Origin of the sequence: Veillonella parvula, from assembly GCF_042850485.1 — a bacterium.
Taxonomy (GTDB): domain Bacteria; phylum Bacillota; class Negativicutes; order Veillonellales; family Veillonellaceae; genus Veillonella; species Veillonella parvula_Q.
This window is the reverse complement of record NZ_AP031417.1, coordinates 1,642,465-1,657,745: the sequence shown is the minus strand read 5'-3', so window position 1 is coordinate 1,657,745 and position 15,281 is coordinate 1,642,465. Positions and strand designations below refer to the sequence as shown.

The following is a 15,281-nucleotide window of genomic DNA, read 5'->3' as shown; positions in this document are numbered from 1 at the left end:
TATTAACATTTTAATAATAGATACATAGTATTTAGTTTTTATTAAGCCCACTATTCGTAGTGGGCTTATATAGAAAGGAAATTAGTGAATCGTAAAGATTTAATTGATCGATTACAAGAATTATATAAAGATGAAGACAGTCGGGTAACAGTAAATCCTCATGCAGGACAAAAAGTAGCTATCGTTTATCCGAATACATACTTTGTGGGCATGAGTAATCTTGGACTTCATATCATTTATGAGGAAATCAATTTACGAAATGATAGCGTCTGCGAACGAATCTTCTTGCCTGAGAAAAAGGAATTAGAAGCTTACGATAAGACTAAGACTCCGCTTATGAGCGTTGAAACACAAAGGCCTATGCATCAATTTGATGTAGTTGCTTTTGATGTCACCTTTGAAATGGATTATTTCCATATTCCTTTGATGTTGCGCCATGGCCGTGTACCTATCATGGGAAAAGACCGTACCGAATTTGACCCTATCGTTATTGCAGGGGGCCCTTGTGCGACCTTTAACCCTGAGCCTTTTGCCGACTTTATCGATGCTTTTATCATCGGTGAAGGGGAAGGTATCGTTAGTCGCGTACTAGATATCATTCGAGATGGAAAAATGGAAGGCTTGGATCGTCACGCTATTTTACGTCAATTAGCGGATGTATCGGGTGTTTACGTACCATCCTTGTATGTGCCGATTTACAATGAAGATGGTGAATTTAAAGGCTATGATATTGTCGAGGGCGTACCTAAGACGATTAAACGTCACTTTGAAATGCTCACCAGCGGTGGTGAAACGGTAGTAGCTACGAACTATACTGAATTTGGTGCTATGTATATCATCGAAGTAGCCCGTGGTTGTGGTCGGCACTGTCGCTTCTGTATGGCTGGATATTGCTTCCGCGTACCGCGTGTACGTCCTTTAGACATTTTGAAAGAAGGCGTAGAGCGTGCAGAAAAGCTTGGTAAAAAGGTGGGCCTCATGGGCGCTGCTATCTCGGATTATCCTGAGGTAGATGAACTCGTTAATTATATTCGCTCTAAAGATATGCGCTATTCTTGTGCATCCTTGCGGGCTGACTCGTTAACACAAGCCGTGGTGGATGGATTGGCAGACAGTGGACAAAAGACGATTACCATTGCGCCAGAAACGGGCAGTGAACGTTTACGTCGGGTCATTAACAAGGGTATCAGTGAAGAGCATTTACAAAATGCAGCCACCTTATCTGCAAAGTCAGGTATTCAGCATATGCGCTTATATATTATGATTGGGCTGCCAACGGAAACCGATGAAGACATTGAGGCTATTGTAGGCCTTGCGGAGAGAACACAGGCTCATATGGAAAAAGTAGGCTGTAAAGGTCGTTTAACGCTCAGTATTAATCCATTTATTCCTAAACCTTTTACACCGTTCCAATGGATGGCCATGGATAATCAAAAAGCGGTGGAGAAAAAGCTACAATATATAAAGAAAGCATTGCAAAAGAATCGCCGCATTGAGGTTCTCGTAGAATCGCCTAAAGAGGCGTATATTCAAGGCGTTCTTGCTCGTGGGGATCGCCGCTTAGGCGCTGTTATTGCAGCGTGTGCAGCCGATCGGGGCAGTAAATCTTTTAAGTCCGAAATGAAGGCTGCTGGCCTGGATATGGATAATATGAATTATCGTGAACGCAGTTTTGATGAATTCTTGCCATGGAGCCATTTAGACATGGGGATGCAGGAGGGCTATCTTGAAATGGAATGGCAAAGATCCCTTGATGAAGCATATACACCTCCATGTGCAGTAGGTTGTAAACGCTGTGGTGTATGTAAATAGGAGTAATAGATGAATCAATCTGTAAAACGTATAGATGTGAAAGGTCCTCATGGTATATGGTCTTATGAGACGCCAAGCTGGAGTGAGCGATTTCCTATTGTTATGGGCGATACCTATCGTCATGGTGGCGTATCTAAAGCCCCTTATGAATCATTAAATCTAGCTTTTCATGTAGGCGATGAAGCTCAGAGTGTACGAGAAAATCGAGCTATTGTTGCGAAATATTTAGGTGTTGAACCAAACCGTATTTCTTGTGGCAATCAAGTCCATGGTTTAAAGGCTGTAGAAATCACAGAAGACCTTATTGGGGCCGGTGCTTTTGGAGAAGATACGGCCATCGATGATTGTGATGCGGTATTTACAAATCTACCTCATGTGCCATTATTTCTGTTCACTGCAGATTGCGTTGGCGTAGGCATTTACGATGCCAAACATCATGCGATTGCAACGGCACATGCAGGTTGGCGTGGTGCCATTGGCCGCTTACCAGTACTTACTATTGAGGCCATGAAAGAGGCTTATGGGACCGAGTTCAAAGATTGCTATATATATCTTGGGCCTAGTATTGGACCAGAGTCCTTTGAAGTAGATATAGAACTAGGTAAACGCTTTGAATTAGCCTGGAGAGATATGACAGACAGAGATTCATCTGATGTTGTCAATTATCCTGGTGATAAATTGGACAAGGCTTATATCAATTTATGGAACTTTATTGGTGAGGATCTCGTTGTAAATGGAGTTCCTCCAGAGCATATCACGATTGGTGGTACCGATAGTGTAAGTGAAATAGACTGTTATTCCTATCGTCGAGAGGCAGGCCTAACAGGTCGGATGGCCTTATTTGCGATGTTACAAGACCAATAAAATTCGACTTTCACAGGAATCATAATAAAGTATGATATTTTAAGTATATACATGCTTGGATTTGTGGAGGGAATAAGCCCTAAATCATGTACATTTGACCTTAAATACTATATAATAGAATAGTCTATACAAATATATTTGATGATTATGATATATAGATTGAAGGGGGCATTCACGTGATTGAAGAATCCCTACACGCTATACAGCAGCGCATGGCCGATGCTATGGCGCGTGTTGGTCGCGTAGATACAGCATTATTAGTGGCGGTTACAAAGAACCACCCTGTGTCGGCTGTGGAAGAGGTCGCACGGCTCGGTGTCACTCATGTAGGAGAAAATCGAGTACAAGAGGCCAAAGAAAAACAGCTAACCTATAAGGGGCCACAATTAACATGGCATTTGATTGGTCATTTACAGGTCAATAAGGTGCGCCAAGCGGTTCCTATGTTTGATTTAATTCATTCTGTGGATAGCCGTAAATTATTAGATGAAATCGAAAAGGTTGCTACAAAGCACGACAAGATACAAGATGTATTATTGCAAGTCAATGTGGCCCGCGAAGCTTCTAAAACGGGAATGACCGTTGAAGAGTTTCCAGAAATACGAGACTATGCAAAAACATTGCCTCATGTACGCGTACGAGGCTTGATGTGTATGGCACCATTTTTCGATGATCCACAGGAAGCTCGTCCAATCTTCCGCGTAGCGAATGCCTTGTTTGAGGATATGAAACGCTACTTTGAAGAAGGGCAGATTCAATATTTATCTATGGGGATGACTCACGACTTTGAGGTCGCTTTGGAAGAAGGGGCTAACATCGTTCGTGTAGGCACAGCAATTTTTGGGGAACGTGTATATTATTAAGGTTCGGGTTACCTGATAATCGGAAGCGTTAATTGTATTAGGAGGAAATCCAAATGGCATTGGGAGATTATTTAGACAAAGCAAAAAACTTATTCTTAGGCAGAACTGATGATGACTATGAATATGATGATTACGAATACGAAGATGAAGAGGAATACGAAGCTGAACCTACCCCAGTAGCAACAGCGGCTCCCGTGTCCGGTGCATCTGAATTTCATCCACGCAAGGTAGGAGGCCAATCTACGATGACACAACGTCCAACAGCTATGAAAGTAGTTGTAATTGAACCAAAAGTATTTGAAGACTCTGAAAATATTACACATCAATTGCGCGACATGCGTCCTGTATTGATTAATTTTGAAAATACAGACCCTCATGAAGCAGCTCGTATTGTAGATTTCGTATCTGGTGCGACCTATGCATTGGATGGCAAATTGGAAAAAGTAGGTAAAGACATTTTCATGTGTGTACCTGTAAATATTTCCATTGATTATAATGATAATGAAAGCAACACAACTGAGCAAAACGAATATTCTTGGGAAAACAAATAATCTCTCTATAAATGGTGGTGATAACTATGTTAGGTAAAACCCTATGTATAGGCGTTGGCTCAATGGGGGGCGCTCTATTGCGCGGTGCATTACAGCATGGTGTGTTGAAAGCCTGTGATACACACATTCTAGTGCGTCGCGAAGAACAATGTAAGGCTCTCACTGAGGAGCTTGGTGTAGTAGGTTTTACTACATTGCCTAATGTAAACGAGTACAATACCATTCTATTGGCCGTAAAACCACAAGTGTTACCATCTGTGTTAGAGACTTTAAAAGAAGTACCTTATGGGACTGTTATGATTTCTGTTGCCGCAGGTGTCACCTTAGATACTCTTGATGCGGCTATTCCACAAGCTAACTGGTTTAGAGCTATGCCAAATACACCGGCTTCTATCGGTGCGGGCATGACGGCACTTGCCGGGGATGATGTGAATACTGACTTAGGTCGTGCTGTACAAGCCTTATTTGAGGCTGTAGGCGAGGTAGCAGTGGTGAGCGAAGCCGATTTAGATCGCTTAGGTGCACTATCTGGTGCGGGCCCTGGCTATATGTTTGTCATCCTTGATGCATTGGCTGATGCGGGCGTTCGCATTGGTTTGCCACGTCAGTTGGCTATAAAGGCAGCGGCTCAAACGATGTACGGTGCAGGTAAGATGGTTCTTGAAAGTGGCAATCATCCAGCGGTACTACGAGATCAAGTGACAAGCCCTGGTGGCACCACCATTGCGGGTATTGGTGCCATGGAAAAAGGTGGACTTCGCAGTTCTCTCCAAGATGGCGTAGTAGCATGTCTTGCTCGGTCGAATGAGTTGGGGAAATAATTTTGGCAGATACTAGTAAATTAATACGATATTTCGAGGCCAGTGGCAGTGGCGAGGAAGCTCGTCGCATGCTAGATTTGGCTGAGCAGGTCGTAAAAGGTCGCCCATACCGTGTGGCGGATTTTACGAGTCCTGCAGGCCTTGTTATTGCAGATGCTATCAAGGCTAATTACCCACAGTTAACAGTTAAAACTGACGGTGGCTATGAAGGGGCGGAACGTATTCGTATCGCTTTTGTAGACAGCGATTTTAACGGTACTGTGGATATGGGTATTCGCGCTCTTAAGGTGAATTGGGACCCTCGGTTCCGATTGCTCACTCACCGCGATGTGCTAGGCTCCTTGATGGGACTAGGTATTGATCGCTCCAAATTTGGGGACGTTATCGTCCAGCAAGGGGGCGCTCAGATTATGGTGGATGAAAGCGTGGCTGATTTCGTAATTCAAAACTTTACGAAAATTGCTATGGTTTCTGTATCTGTAGAGGCTATTGAGTTATCAGATATTGCACCAAAAGAAGAAAAAATTAAAGAAGTTCGCACTACAGTCGCTTCCTTGCGCTTAGATGCGGTAGCAAGTTCTGGATTTAGTGTATCTCGCACTAAATTGGTGAGTGCTATCAATGCGGGCTTATTACAAGTAAACTGGCAACCAGCTAAGGGGGCATCCCAAGAGGTTAAAGAAGGAGATGTCATTTCCATGCGTGGTCGTGGCCGAATGAAGGTAGAAGCTATTACAGGTACCTCTCGTAAAGGGCGTATCGGCGTATATCTGAAACGATTTATGTAGGCAGTTGAAAATCGGCTTGACCATCAAGCCGATTTTTTTGTATATAGTAGGACAGCCATGGTATCCATAACATTTCAACCTACAACTGAAGATATAATCCTATTCGTAGGCGGCGGAGAAGTAGCGGAACGACGGATGCAGCTTTTTATTGAGGAGCCTTGCCAAATTGTCGTTATCGCTCCTGCTGTAACGGATACGATTAGCCAATGGGCAAAGGAAAATCGCATCACTTGGTGTGATCGGGCTTTCACAATGGACGACGAAGAGCATATTATTTCGAGTAGTTTGCTGTTTATCTGCACAGATAATCATGAACTAAACGATACCTTGTATGAGCTAGGAAAAAAACATCGTGTGTGGACCAACCGCAGTGATGATCCGAGCGCGTGTAGATTTACTGTGCCGTCATCCCTTGAACTCGGCGATCTTCATATTGCTATTAGTGCCAATAATGTAGGACCTCGTATCAATCGTCTCGTACGACAAGATATGATGAATCGTTATGGTCAGTTGCAAAAGGCTATGCCTAGACTTAAAATATTTAGAGAAGAAGTAAAGTTACTACTTCCTACTCCAGAGGCTCGACAGAAATTTTGGCGAGACAATCTGACGGTAGAAACATTTGAAGCCATTCTCAAGGGAGAGTGGATGATTATAGAGGAGAAACTAAACTATGCAATTAGTGGTATTAGGTCTAAATCATAGAAGTGCCGCTGTAGAGGTGCGTGAACGTTTCTCGTTTGATAAAGACGAGGTAGTTGCCGCACTAAATCGCCTCTATGAATTTGACTGTATCTCAGAATGCGTTATATTATCCACCTGTAATAGAACGGAAATTTATGCTGCTTTAGAAGGTGTAGAATTCCCGAAGGATTACATGTTGGCAGTGTTAAAAGATTTAAAAGGAGCAGATCATATCGATGCAGATGCATTCTTCTTCTACGAAGAACGAGATTGTATTGAGCATCTATTCCGCGTTTCTGCTAGTCTTGATTCCCTTGTGTTAGGGGAAGGCCAAATCTTGAGCCAATTAAAAGGGGCCTATATTCAGGCTTATAGCGCAGGCTGTACGGGCACAATATTTAATATTTTATTCCAACGTGCTATTGGGGTTGGTAAAAAGGTGCGTACCAATACGGGCATTGCAAATACGCCTGTATCCGTTAGTTACACCGCTGTTAACCTAGCTGAGGATAGCTTAGATAAGCCATTATCTGAAGCTACGGTACTCATTTTAGGGGCAGGTACTATGAGCGAGTTGACGGCTACACATTTACAAGCGAAGGGTGTAAAAACGATTTTCGTATCTAATAGAACCTTTGCTAAGGCTGAAATGTTAGCGCAACGCTTTAATGGTAAAGCTGTTAAGCTCGATAACTTTGTAGACTATGCTAAAGATGCGGATATTCTTATCACATCTACAGGGGCGCCACATTATATTATTACGGAACGAGAAGCCAAGAAAATTACGACTCTTCGTAAAGGTGAACCTATCGTTATGATCGACATAGCGGTGCCTCGCGATATCGATCCTGCGGTGGCAGACTTGGACGGTATTTACCTATTTAATATTGATTCTCTTGAAAGTGTAGTAGAAGAAAATAAGGCGCAGCGCGAAGAGGAAGCTCGTCGGGCAGAACCTATTATTCATGATGCTATTGAAGATTTGTTGGATAAATTGAGCTATTTAACAGTGCGTCCTATGATGGCATTGCTCACAGAAAAGGCAGAGCGGATTCGCCGTCGTGAGTTACATCGCGCATTAGCTAAATTGCCAGATATTTCCGATAAAGAGCGCCGTGTTATGGACTCGATGAGTCGCATGATTATTCGCAAAATGTTGCGTGAACCGATGATTCACTTCAACGAAATTGCTGGTACAGAGGAAGAAGGCTTGTACTGGGACTTATTCAAAGATATGTTTAATCTTGAGAAAGAAGGCTAATGCCATGAGAGATTATATTCGAATCGGCACGCGAAAAAGTGCCCTTGCCCTATGGCAGGCTGAACATATTAGTGCAGAATTACAACGTCTGTACCCCAATATTACGGTAGAGCTAGTTCACTTTAATACAAAGGGTGACCGTATCCTAGAGAAACCACTGGCTCAAGTTGGTGGTAAAGGTTTATTTACTGCTGAGCTAGAAGAGGCTATGCATAAAGGCGATATTGATATCGCCGTACATAGCTTAAAGGATATGCCTACAGAGTTGCCAGAAGGCCTCACTCTTGGGGCTATTTCTGCTCGTGAAGTGCCTTATGATGCACTGGTGAGCCCTGTGTATAAAACACTAGACAAATTGCCACAAGGGGCTCGTGTTGGTACCAGTAGCTTGCGCCGTCAAGCTCAATTGCTACACGTTCGCCCTGACCTAAAGGTAGAGGTTATTCGCGGCAATGTACAAACTCGTTTGAGCAAGATCGAAACGGAAAAGCTAGATGGTGTTATCTTGGCTCAAGCAGGGCTTAAACGATTGGGTTTAGAAGACCAAATTACACAAGTCTTCAAGGCTGATGAAATGATTCCTGCCGTTGGACAAGGGGCGCTCGCTATTGAGTGTCGCGCCGACGATACGGAAATGCTTGATATGTTGGCTCCTATCAACGATGAAGCAACGCGCTATGCCGTTGAAGGGGAACGCAGTTTCTTGCGTCAACTAAACGGTGGTTGCCAAGTGCCAATGGGGGTGCATGGTACCATAAATAAAGGACAATTAACCTTGAAAGCCATGATTGCATCCCTCGATGGAAAAACTGTGTACGAAGGGGAAATCTCTGGCCCTGCTAAAAAAGGTGAAATTCTTGGGAAAAACCTTGCAAAAGCTTTATACGAAGAAGGGGGCAAACGTATTGTGGATGCTCTCATAGAGGAAGGAATCATAAAATGACAGGTATGGTATATCTAATTGGTGCGGGCCCTGGCGATGTTAAACTCATCACTGTAAAAGGTCGTGAATGCATCGAAAAGGCAGATGTAATTGTATATGATTATTTAGCGGATGCTCATTTGTTAGAATGGGCGCGCCCAGACGCAGAGTTGATTTACGCTGGTAAGCAGTGTAAAGATCACACAATGCATCAATGGGAAATCAATGAGCTATTAGTCCAAAAAGGTAAAGAAGGCAAAATTGTAGCGCGATTAAAAGGCGGTGATCCGCTCGTATTCGGTCGTGGTGGTGAAGAAGCGATGGCTCTTGGCGAAGCCGGTGTACCATTTGAATTCGTGCCAGGTGTAACATCTCCCATCGCAGCGCCTGCTTATGCGGGTATTCCTGTAACACAACGCGCTATGGCTACATCCTTTGCGGTGGTAACAGGTCATGAGGATCCTACAAAAGCAGTATCTGGCATTCATTGGGAAGGCCTTGCTACGGCGGTAGATACACTTTGCTTTGTAATGGGCGTTGGTAACTTGCCTGTCATTGCAGAAAAGTTGATGGCTCATGGGCGAGCAGCTTCTACACCTGTAGCGCTTGTTCGGTGGGGAACAAAAACAGTACAAGAGGTATTAGTTTCTACCCTTGAACATGTCGTTGAAGATGTAGCAAAGGCTCAATTGAAAGCGCCAGCTATCATCGTAGTAGGTGATGTTGTCAACCTTCGTGAAAAATTACAATGGTTTGATAATAAACCTTTATTCGGCAAAACTATCGTAGTCACACGCGCTCGCTCCCAAGCAAGTGCATTCCGTGAAAAATTAGCGGCTCAAGGTGCTAATGTAGTGGAAGCAGCAGCAATTAAAACATCTCCATTGGAATTGTTTGAGGAAGATAAACGCATCATCAACAATACAAAAGAATACCAATGCATCGTATTCACATCTGGTGAAGGGGTTCGCTACTTCTTTGATGCTCTATATAAAGAAGGCAAAGATACACGTGCTTTAGGTAATTCTAAAGTGGCGGCTATCGGCTGTGCTACAGCTCGTGAACTTCAAAAATATGGCATCGTACCGGATATCATTCCTGTAGACTATAAGGCTGAATCTGCTGTAGAGGCTCTTGAAGAAGAACTCAATGCAGGGGATTCTGTACTGTTGATTCAACCAAAGGTAGCACGCGATGTGATTCCACGTTGCTTGCGTCACCGCGATATGAATGTAGATATCTTGCGTTTATACGAAACTACACAAGATACATCTCAACAAGAAGCATTAGTAACAGCGTTAACAGAAGGCAATGTAGATTACATTACCTTCACAAGTTCTTCTACTGTAACAAATACAATCCAATTATTGGGCGACAATGCACTAGAGCTATTAGGCAATACTAAAGTGGCTTGCATCGGTCCAATTACGGCTGCTACGGCTATGAGTGCAGGTCTTAAACCGGCTATCATTAGTGATGTATATACAACTGATGGCTTAGTAAACGCTATTGTAAAAGATATTTAGGAGGATTACATGTACGATTTAACATACCGTCCTCGCCGCTTGCGTATCAATCCAGAAATGCGAGATTTGGTACGCGAAACGACACTCGACGTAACTGATTTGATTTATCCATTATTTATTGTGCCTGGAGAAGGTATCAAAAAAGAAATCGACACATTGCCAGGGCAATATCATTTGTCTGTTGATGAGGCTGTGAAAGTAGCGCAAGAGGCGTATGATCTTGGTGTGCGTGGTGTAGAAATCTTTGGTATTCCTACATACAAAGATGAGCAAGGTTCCTCTGCATGGGATATGTCCCAACCAGTACAACAAGCCATCAAAGCCATCCGCGAAGCCGTGCCAAATCTCTTGGTTATTTCTGACGTATGCTTGTGTCAATATACCTCTACTGGTCACTGTGGCATGATCGATGACCATGAAATCTTGAACGATGAAACATTGCCATTGCTTTGTAAAGTAGCGGTGAGCCAAGCGGAAGCAGGTGCACATATGGTGGCTCCATCCGACATGATGGACGGTCGTGTAGGTGCCATTCGTGAAGCCCTTGATGCGGCAGGCTATACCAATGTATCCATCATGAGCTATGCTGCAAAATACGCATCTGCTTACTATGGTCCGTTCCGCGGCGCTGTTAATTCTGCGCCAAAATTTGGTGATCGTAAATCTTATCAAATGGATCCAGCCAATCGCTTGGAAGCTTTCAGAGAAATCGAACTCGACATCGCTGAAGGTGCGGATATTATCATGATTAAACCGGCTTTGTCCTACTTGGACATCGTTCGTGAAACGCGTGACCGCTATGAATTGCCGGTTGCAGTATACAATGTATCTGGCGAGTATGCGATGGTTAAATCTGCCGCAGCGGCTGGTCTTATCGACGAAGAACGCCTAGTTATGGAAACAATGCTTTCCATGAAGCGTGCTGGTGCTAAAATCATCATTACGTACCATGCCTTAGATATTGCTAAATGGTTACAACAATAAGGAGGAACTATGTTCCAACTCGGTAAATCTGAAAAGGCCTTTAACGAGGCTAAACGTTATATGCCTGGCGGCGTAAATAGTCCTGTTCGTTCCTATCGCAGCGTAGGATCCAACCCTCCGTTTATTAGCAGTGCCAGTGGTAGCCGTATTTATGACATCGATAATAACGAATACATCGACTATGTATTGAGCTGGGGCCCTATGATCTTGGGCCATGCGAACCCAGAGGTTATCGCGAGCCTACAAGAGGCTATTCCTCGCGGTACTAGCTATGGTGCGCCTACATTACTAGAAACAGAATTGGCTAAAAAGATACAAGCCTTCATGCCATCCATGGAGGTTATCCGCCTCGTAAACTCTGGTACAGAGGCTACCATGAGTGCCTTGCGCGTTGCTCGTGGCTATACTGGTCGTGATCGCATCGTGAAATTTGTAGGCTGTTACCATGGTCATAGCGATGCTCTCTTGGTAAAAGCTGGCTCTGGCCTTGCTACCTTTGGTGTACCAGATAGCCCTGGGGTTCCACAAGGCGTAGCAGAAAATACCATAACATTGCCATACAATGACTCTGATGCGGTTCGTAAATTATTCGACGATATGGGCGATACTATTGCGGCAATCATCGTTGAACCTGTAGCTGGTAACATGGGTTGTGTGCCTCCAGAACCAGGTTTTCTCGAAACCTTGCGTGAAGTAACTAAGGCTCACGGTGCTATACTGATTTTTGACGAAGTCATGTGTGGCTTCCGTGCTAGCAGCGGTGGGGCTCAAAAACGTTACAATATCAAACCGGACCTTACATGCCTTGGTAAAATCGTTGGTGGCGGCATGCCACTTGCTGTATTCGGTGGCTCTCGTGAGATTATGAACCAAATTGCTCCAGCTGGTCCTATTTACCAAGCTGGTACATTGAGTGGTAATCCTATTGCTGTTACTTCTGGTTTGGCAACACTTTCCATTCTGCAACGGGATCCAACGGTGTTTAAACAAGTAGAAGATACGACGATTGCCCTTTGCGAAGGCTTTGAAAGATTGGCGGCACAATACAATGTGCCTGTTGTTGTGCAACGAGTAGGCTCTATGTTCACCATCTTCTTTACTGACAAACCAGTTAAGAACTTTGATGATGCAGCATCTTGCAACGAAGAACAATTTAAAATGTTCTTCCACCATAACTTGAGTCATGGTATCTACTATGCGCCAAGTCCTTATGAAAGTAATTTCGTATCTATCTGCCATAAGAGCAGTGAAGTGGAACGCACATTAGCCGTTGCTGATGAAGCTTTCAAAAAAATCAGTGATACATTATTATAAGAAGTTATAGTTTGTAGTTGTTTATGTATCGATACAGGTGATGAACATGCAGTTTTACAAGAACTTAAAGCGTGCTCGCGTGCGCATGGGTAAAAGCCAAATCGAAGTAGCAAAGGCCGTAGGTATCAGTAATGCGGCGCTTTCAAATTACGAAACAGGGTATCGCGAACCAGATTTAGATACACTCTGTGCTCTGTCTCGATATTATGGATTGACCTTGGATGAGCTGTTGGATGTAAATGGAGAACAACACGAGCCCATCTATGATCTCAGTCCTGTATTAAAAAATAAATACATCGCCTATAAAGGTGAAGTATTCGAGTTGAAAGACTCACAAAAACGTGCGCTCTTGCGTGAGCTAGACAATCTATTTACTAAATTTGAGAAATCAAAAGTAGAAGATAAAGACAGCAAGCCAAAGACGTACAAACATGGGAACCCACATATCAATCGGGCTGGACTAGCTAGCAGTGCTGGTAGTCTGGCGGCACGACGGAATATAAAGTAGAAGGCCTATTATTGAGTACAGAATAATTGAACTAGATTTTGGATGCCGTATAGTAAATCAGCAAAGAGAATCTTATAAATTAATTTAGTTAGCCTAGAGAAAGAAGCACTTATAGATAATTATGAATGCACTCTAGGCTATTTTAATATATATAATTCAGCTTATTAAAGACTTTAATTGCTTTGGTTATTTTTTGTGCAAATTATTAGCATAAAAATTAAAAATATAGTACAATATTTATGAGGAGGTGTTAATATGTTAATGGAAGTAAGATTAAATAATGTATTAGCATTTAATAAACCTGTTGTATTTTCTACGAATGCAGATATGCGAACTAAAAGGTTTATATCAAATGTACACTTAGAGAATGGAAATAATATTGTAAAAAGTACGGCTGTATATGGACCTAATAATACAGGGAAGACTTGTTTAATTAAAGGCATAGCAAGTATTATTGATATTTTACTAAATAATGAGACCCATTTAATACCTAATTTATTTACGCATAGTCCTATTTGTGAACTAGGTATTGCTTTTTTATATGAACAGAAGAAGTATGATTATACTATAACGTATGATGCCCAATTAGAAGAAATTATATATGAACATTTTGTACATAAATATTATGATGATTATAATAATGAGAAGTCAGATACGTTAATTTTAAAAGATATAAAAAAACAGGAATTTAAATGTATCGATCCTAAGGTTGAACCTTTGATGGAAGTAGTTGCAAATAAAGCTTTATTGTGTCATGCTATCGATACATCTAAGTTTAGTAAACTGGCAGAGATTAAACGAATTATTACTGGATTTGCTAGTTCGATAGATATTATTAATATGAATAATATTCCAATTGATAGAACTATCAAATTATTAAAGAATAAAAATAATATTCAGAAAAAGGTTGTTAATTTTATTAAACAAGCTGATGTATACTTAGATGATTTTAAATATGCTGAATCAGATATGGATATAAAATTAAAAAAGAATGGTAAAGCTATTGCGGACGAACGTGCCTTAGCTTTGCCTGAACAATTGTTAGATCAATTAAAGTTAATTTCTGTGTACAAAGGACATCCAGTACCAAGTATGGTATTTGATTCTACGGGAACAAAAAAAATTGCTGCTTTAGCAAGTTATATTATTGAGGCATTAGAGGAAGGTAGAATTTTAATTGTTGATGAATTGGATAGTAGTTTACACTTTTCTTTAACACGTGCTATTGTGGCTCTTTTTAATAATGAATTAAACAATATGGCCCAGCTTATATTTACTGTGCATGATGTAACTTTATTAGACTGTAAAAGGCTATTTAGAAAAGAACAAATTTGGTTCGTTCATAAAGACAAGGAACAAGTGTATCTATATTCATTGGCTGATTTTACAACCGCCAATACTGGCATTCGAGATAGTACTAATCTTTTTGATAAATATAAAAAAGGTGTACTAGGTGCCTTGCCTGATCCATCATTTTTTGATTCATTGTTAGAAATTAAATCGAAATACTAGGAGGTCTATATGGTTCCATTATTACCGCCTCTGAAAGATAATAAGAAGATTTATATCATATGTGAAGGTTCAGAAGAATATGATTATCTAACTCAGCTTAAAACATTAAATGTATGGTCAAATGTGTATGATATTACGCTTAGAGATGCAAAAGGCAATGGAAATTTGTATCCTATTTACCAAGATGTATATCAAAAGGGAAATTATGATTTAGTTGTTATCGTTTGTGATACGGAAAAGAAACCGCACGAACAATTTAATGATATTTGTAATAAAGTTAACTTGCTCCATGATTGTCAATTTGCATGCCAACATGTGGTGATGTTTACAAATCCATGCACTATGCAAGTTATTTTATTGCATTGGGATAATTCTGTTAGATTACGTACACCATCGAAACGTCATAGTGCTTCTTATATTGAAGAATATACAGGTATTAAAGATTATTCGGCTAAGGAAGCTCAGCGAACTCAATTGGTTTCAAATATTACAAAAGATAGTTATAAAATTATGATGAGAGGTGCGATGGAATTAGGAACGGATGCAGCATTAATTAATAGTACTAATTTACATGTATTCTTTTCCAAATTGGAGCAATCTGATACAAATTGGATTGAAGAGATTAATAATTTAATATAGTACTACTAGATAGTGAGAAATCTAGTAATTGATATAAAGGTGCTAATCAATATGATGGTTAGCACTTTTTGTGTATTAATAATAGAAGTTTAAGGCAATGAATATATTAGTGAAGAAGGTCTGGTGATAAGATATAGCCTCTACAAGAAAAGGGGTGGGACTCAACCAATAATCATGAGGCAAAGTATAAAAATACTAAAATAAATCCAAAAGATGTATTTGTTGCTGTATA

Annotated in this window: 15 protein-coding genes; all 15 read left to right on the top strand. The window is 41.3% G+C overall.

Annotated features, from left to right (window positions below):
- The first annotated feature begins 84 nt into the window (after positions 1-84).
- Positions 85-1,812: a radical SAM protein gene (locus ACGHIY_RS07490; RefSeq protein WP_215676346.1), complete on the top strand. Its 1,728-nt coding sequence runs from the start codon at positions 85-87 to the stop codon at positions 1,810-1,812.
- Positions 1,813-1,821: 9 nt separating this feature from the next.
- Entirely contained in the window at positions 1,822-2,676 is an 855-nt protein-coding gene (locus tag ACGHIY_RS07485) for a polyphenol oxidase family protein (RefSeq protein WP_215676347.1), read from the top strand.
- 176 nt (positions 2,677-2,852) lie between these two features.
- Positions 2,853-3,539: a YggS family pyridoxal phosphate-dependent enzyme gene (locus ACGHIY_RS07480; RefSeq protein WP_077707616.1), complete on the top strand. Its 687-nt coding sequence runs from the start codon at positions 2,853-2,855 to the stop codon at positions 3,537-3,539.
- 53 nt (positions 3,540-3,592) lie between these two features.
- On the top strand, positions 3,593-4,090 hold the full coding sequence (locus tag ACGHIY_RS07475) for a cell division protein SepF (protein WP_004695224.1): 498 nt from the start codon (positions 3,593-3,595) through the stop codon (positions 4,088-4,090).
- A gap of 26 nt (positions 4,091-4,116) precedes the next feature.
- Positions 4,117-4,911 (top strand): pyrroline-5-carboxylate reductase, encoded by a 795-nt coding sequence (proC, locus tag ACGHIY_RS07470; RefSeq protein WP_215676348.1) that lies wholly within the window; start codon positions 4,117-4,119, stop codon positions 4,909-4,911.
- A gap of 2 nt (positions 4,912-4,913) precedes the next feature.
- Entirely contained in the window at positions 4,914-5,699 is a 786-nt protein-coding gene (locus ACGHIY_RS07465) for an RNA-binding protein (protein WP_004695229.1), read from the top strand.
- A gap of 57 nt (positions 5,700-5,756) precedes the next feature.
- On the top strand, positions 5,757-6,404 hold the full coding sequence (locus tag ACGHIY_RS07460) for a bifunctional precorrin-2 dehydrogenase/sirohydrochlorin ferrochelatase (protein WP_021148480.1): 648 nt from the start codon (positions 5,757-5,759) through the stop codon (positions 6,402-6,404).
- Positions 6,373-7,644, top strand: a complete 1,272-nt coding sequence (hemA, locus tag ACGHIY_RS07455; RefSeq protein WP_021148479.1) for a glutamyl-tRNA reductase — start codon at positions 6,373-6,375, stop codon at positions 7,642-7,644. Before ACGHIY_RS07460 ends, hemA begins: the two co-directional genes overlap by 32 nt.
- A 4-nt stretch (positions 7,645-7,648) precedes the next feature.
- On the top strand, positions 7,649-8,587 hold the full coding sequence (gene hemC, locus ACGHIY_RS07450) for a hydroxymethylbilane synthase (protein ID WP_287511357.1): 939 nt from the start codon (positions 7,649-7,651) through the stop codon (positions 8,585-8,587).
- Positions 8,584-10,092 (top strand): uroporphyrinogen-III C-methyltransferase, encoded by a 1,509-nt coding sequence (gene cobA / locus ACGHIY_RS07445; RefSeq protein WP_039965272.1) that lies wholly within the window; start codon positions 8,584-8,586, stop codon positions 10,090-10,092. The genes hemC and cobA overlap by 4 nt, the downstream gene beginning before the upstream one ends.
- 9 nt (positions 10,093-10,101) lie before the next feature.
- Positions 10,102-11,076, top strand: coding sequence for a porphobilinogen synthase (gene hemB / locus ACGHIY_RS07440; RefSeq protein ID WP_008602583.1), 975 nt, complete (start codon positions 10,102-10,104; stop codon positions 11,074-11,076).
- A 9-nt stretch (positions 11,077-11,085) separates the two neighbouring features.
- On the top strand, positions 11,086-12,390 hold the full coding sequence (gene hemL, locus ACGHIY_RS07435; protein WP_008602585.1) for a glutamate-1-semialdehyde 2,1-aminomutase: 1,305 nt from the start codon (positions 11,086-11,088) through the stop codon (positions 12,388-12,390).
- A 46-nt stretch (positions 12,391-12,436) separates the two neighbouring features.
- Positions 12,437-12,898: a helix-turn-helix domain-containing protein gene (locus tag ACGHIY_RS07430; RefSeq protein WP_287551548.1), complete on the top strand. Its 462-nt coding sequence runs from the start codon at positions 12,437-12,439 to the stop codon at positions 12,896-12,898.
- 255 nt (positions 12,899-13,153) lie between these two features.
- Positions 13,154-14,410 (top strand): ATP-binding protein, encoded by a 1,257-nt coding sequence (locus tag ACGHIY_RS07425; RefSeq protein WP_287533426.1) that lies wholly within the window; start codon positions 13,154-13,156, stop codon positions 14,408-14,410.
- Positions 14,411-14,419: 9 nt separating this feature from the next.
- Positions 14,420-15,049, top strand: a complete 630-nt coding sequence (locus ACGHIY_RS07420) for an RloB domain-containing protein (RefSeq protein WP_287533427.1) — start codon at positions 14,420-14,422, stop codon at positions 15,047-15,049.
- The last annotated feature ends 232 nt before the right edge of the window (positions 15,050-15,281 follow it).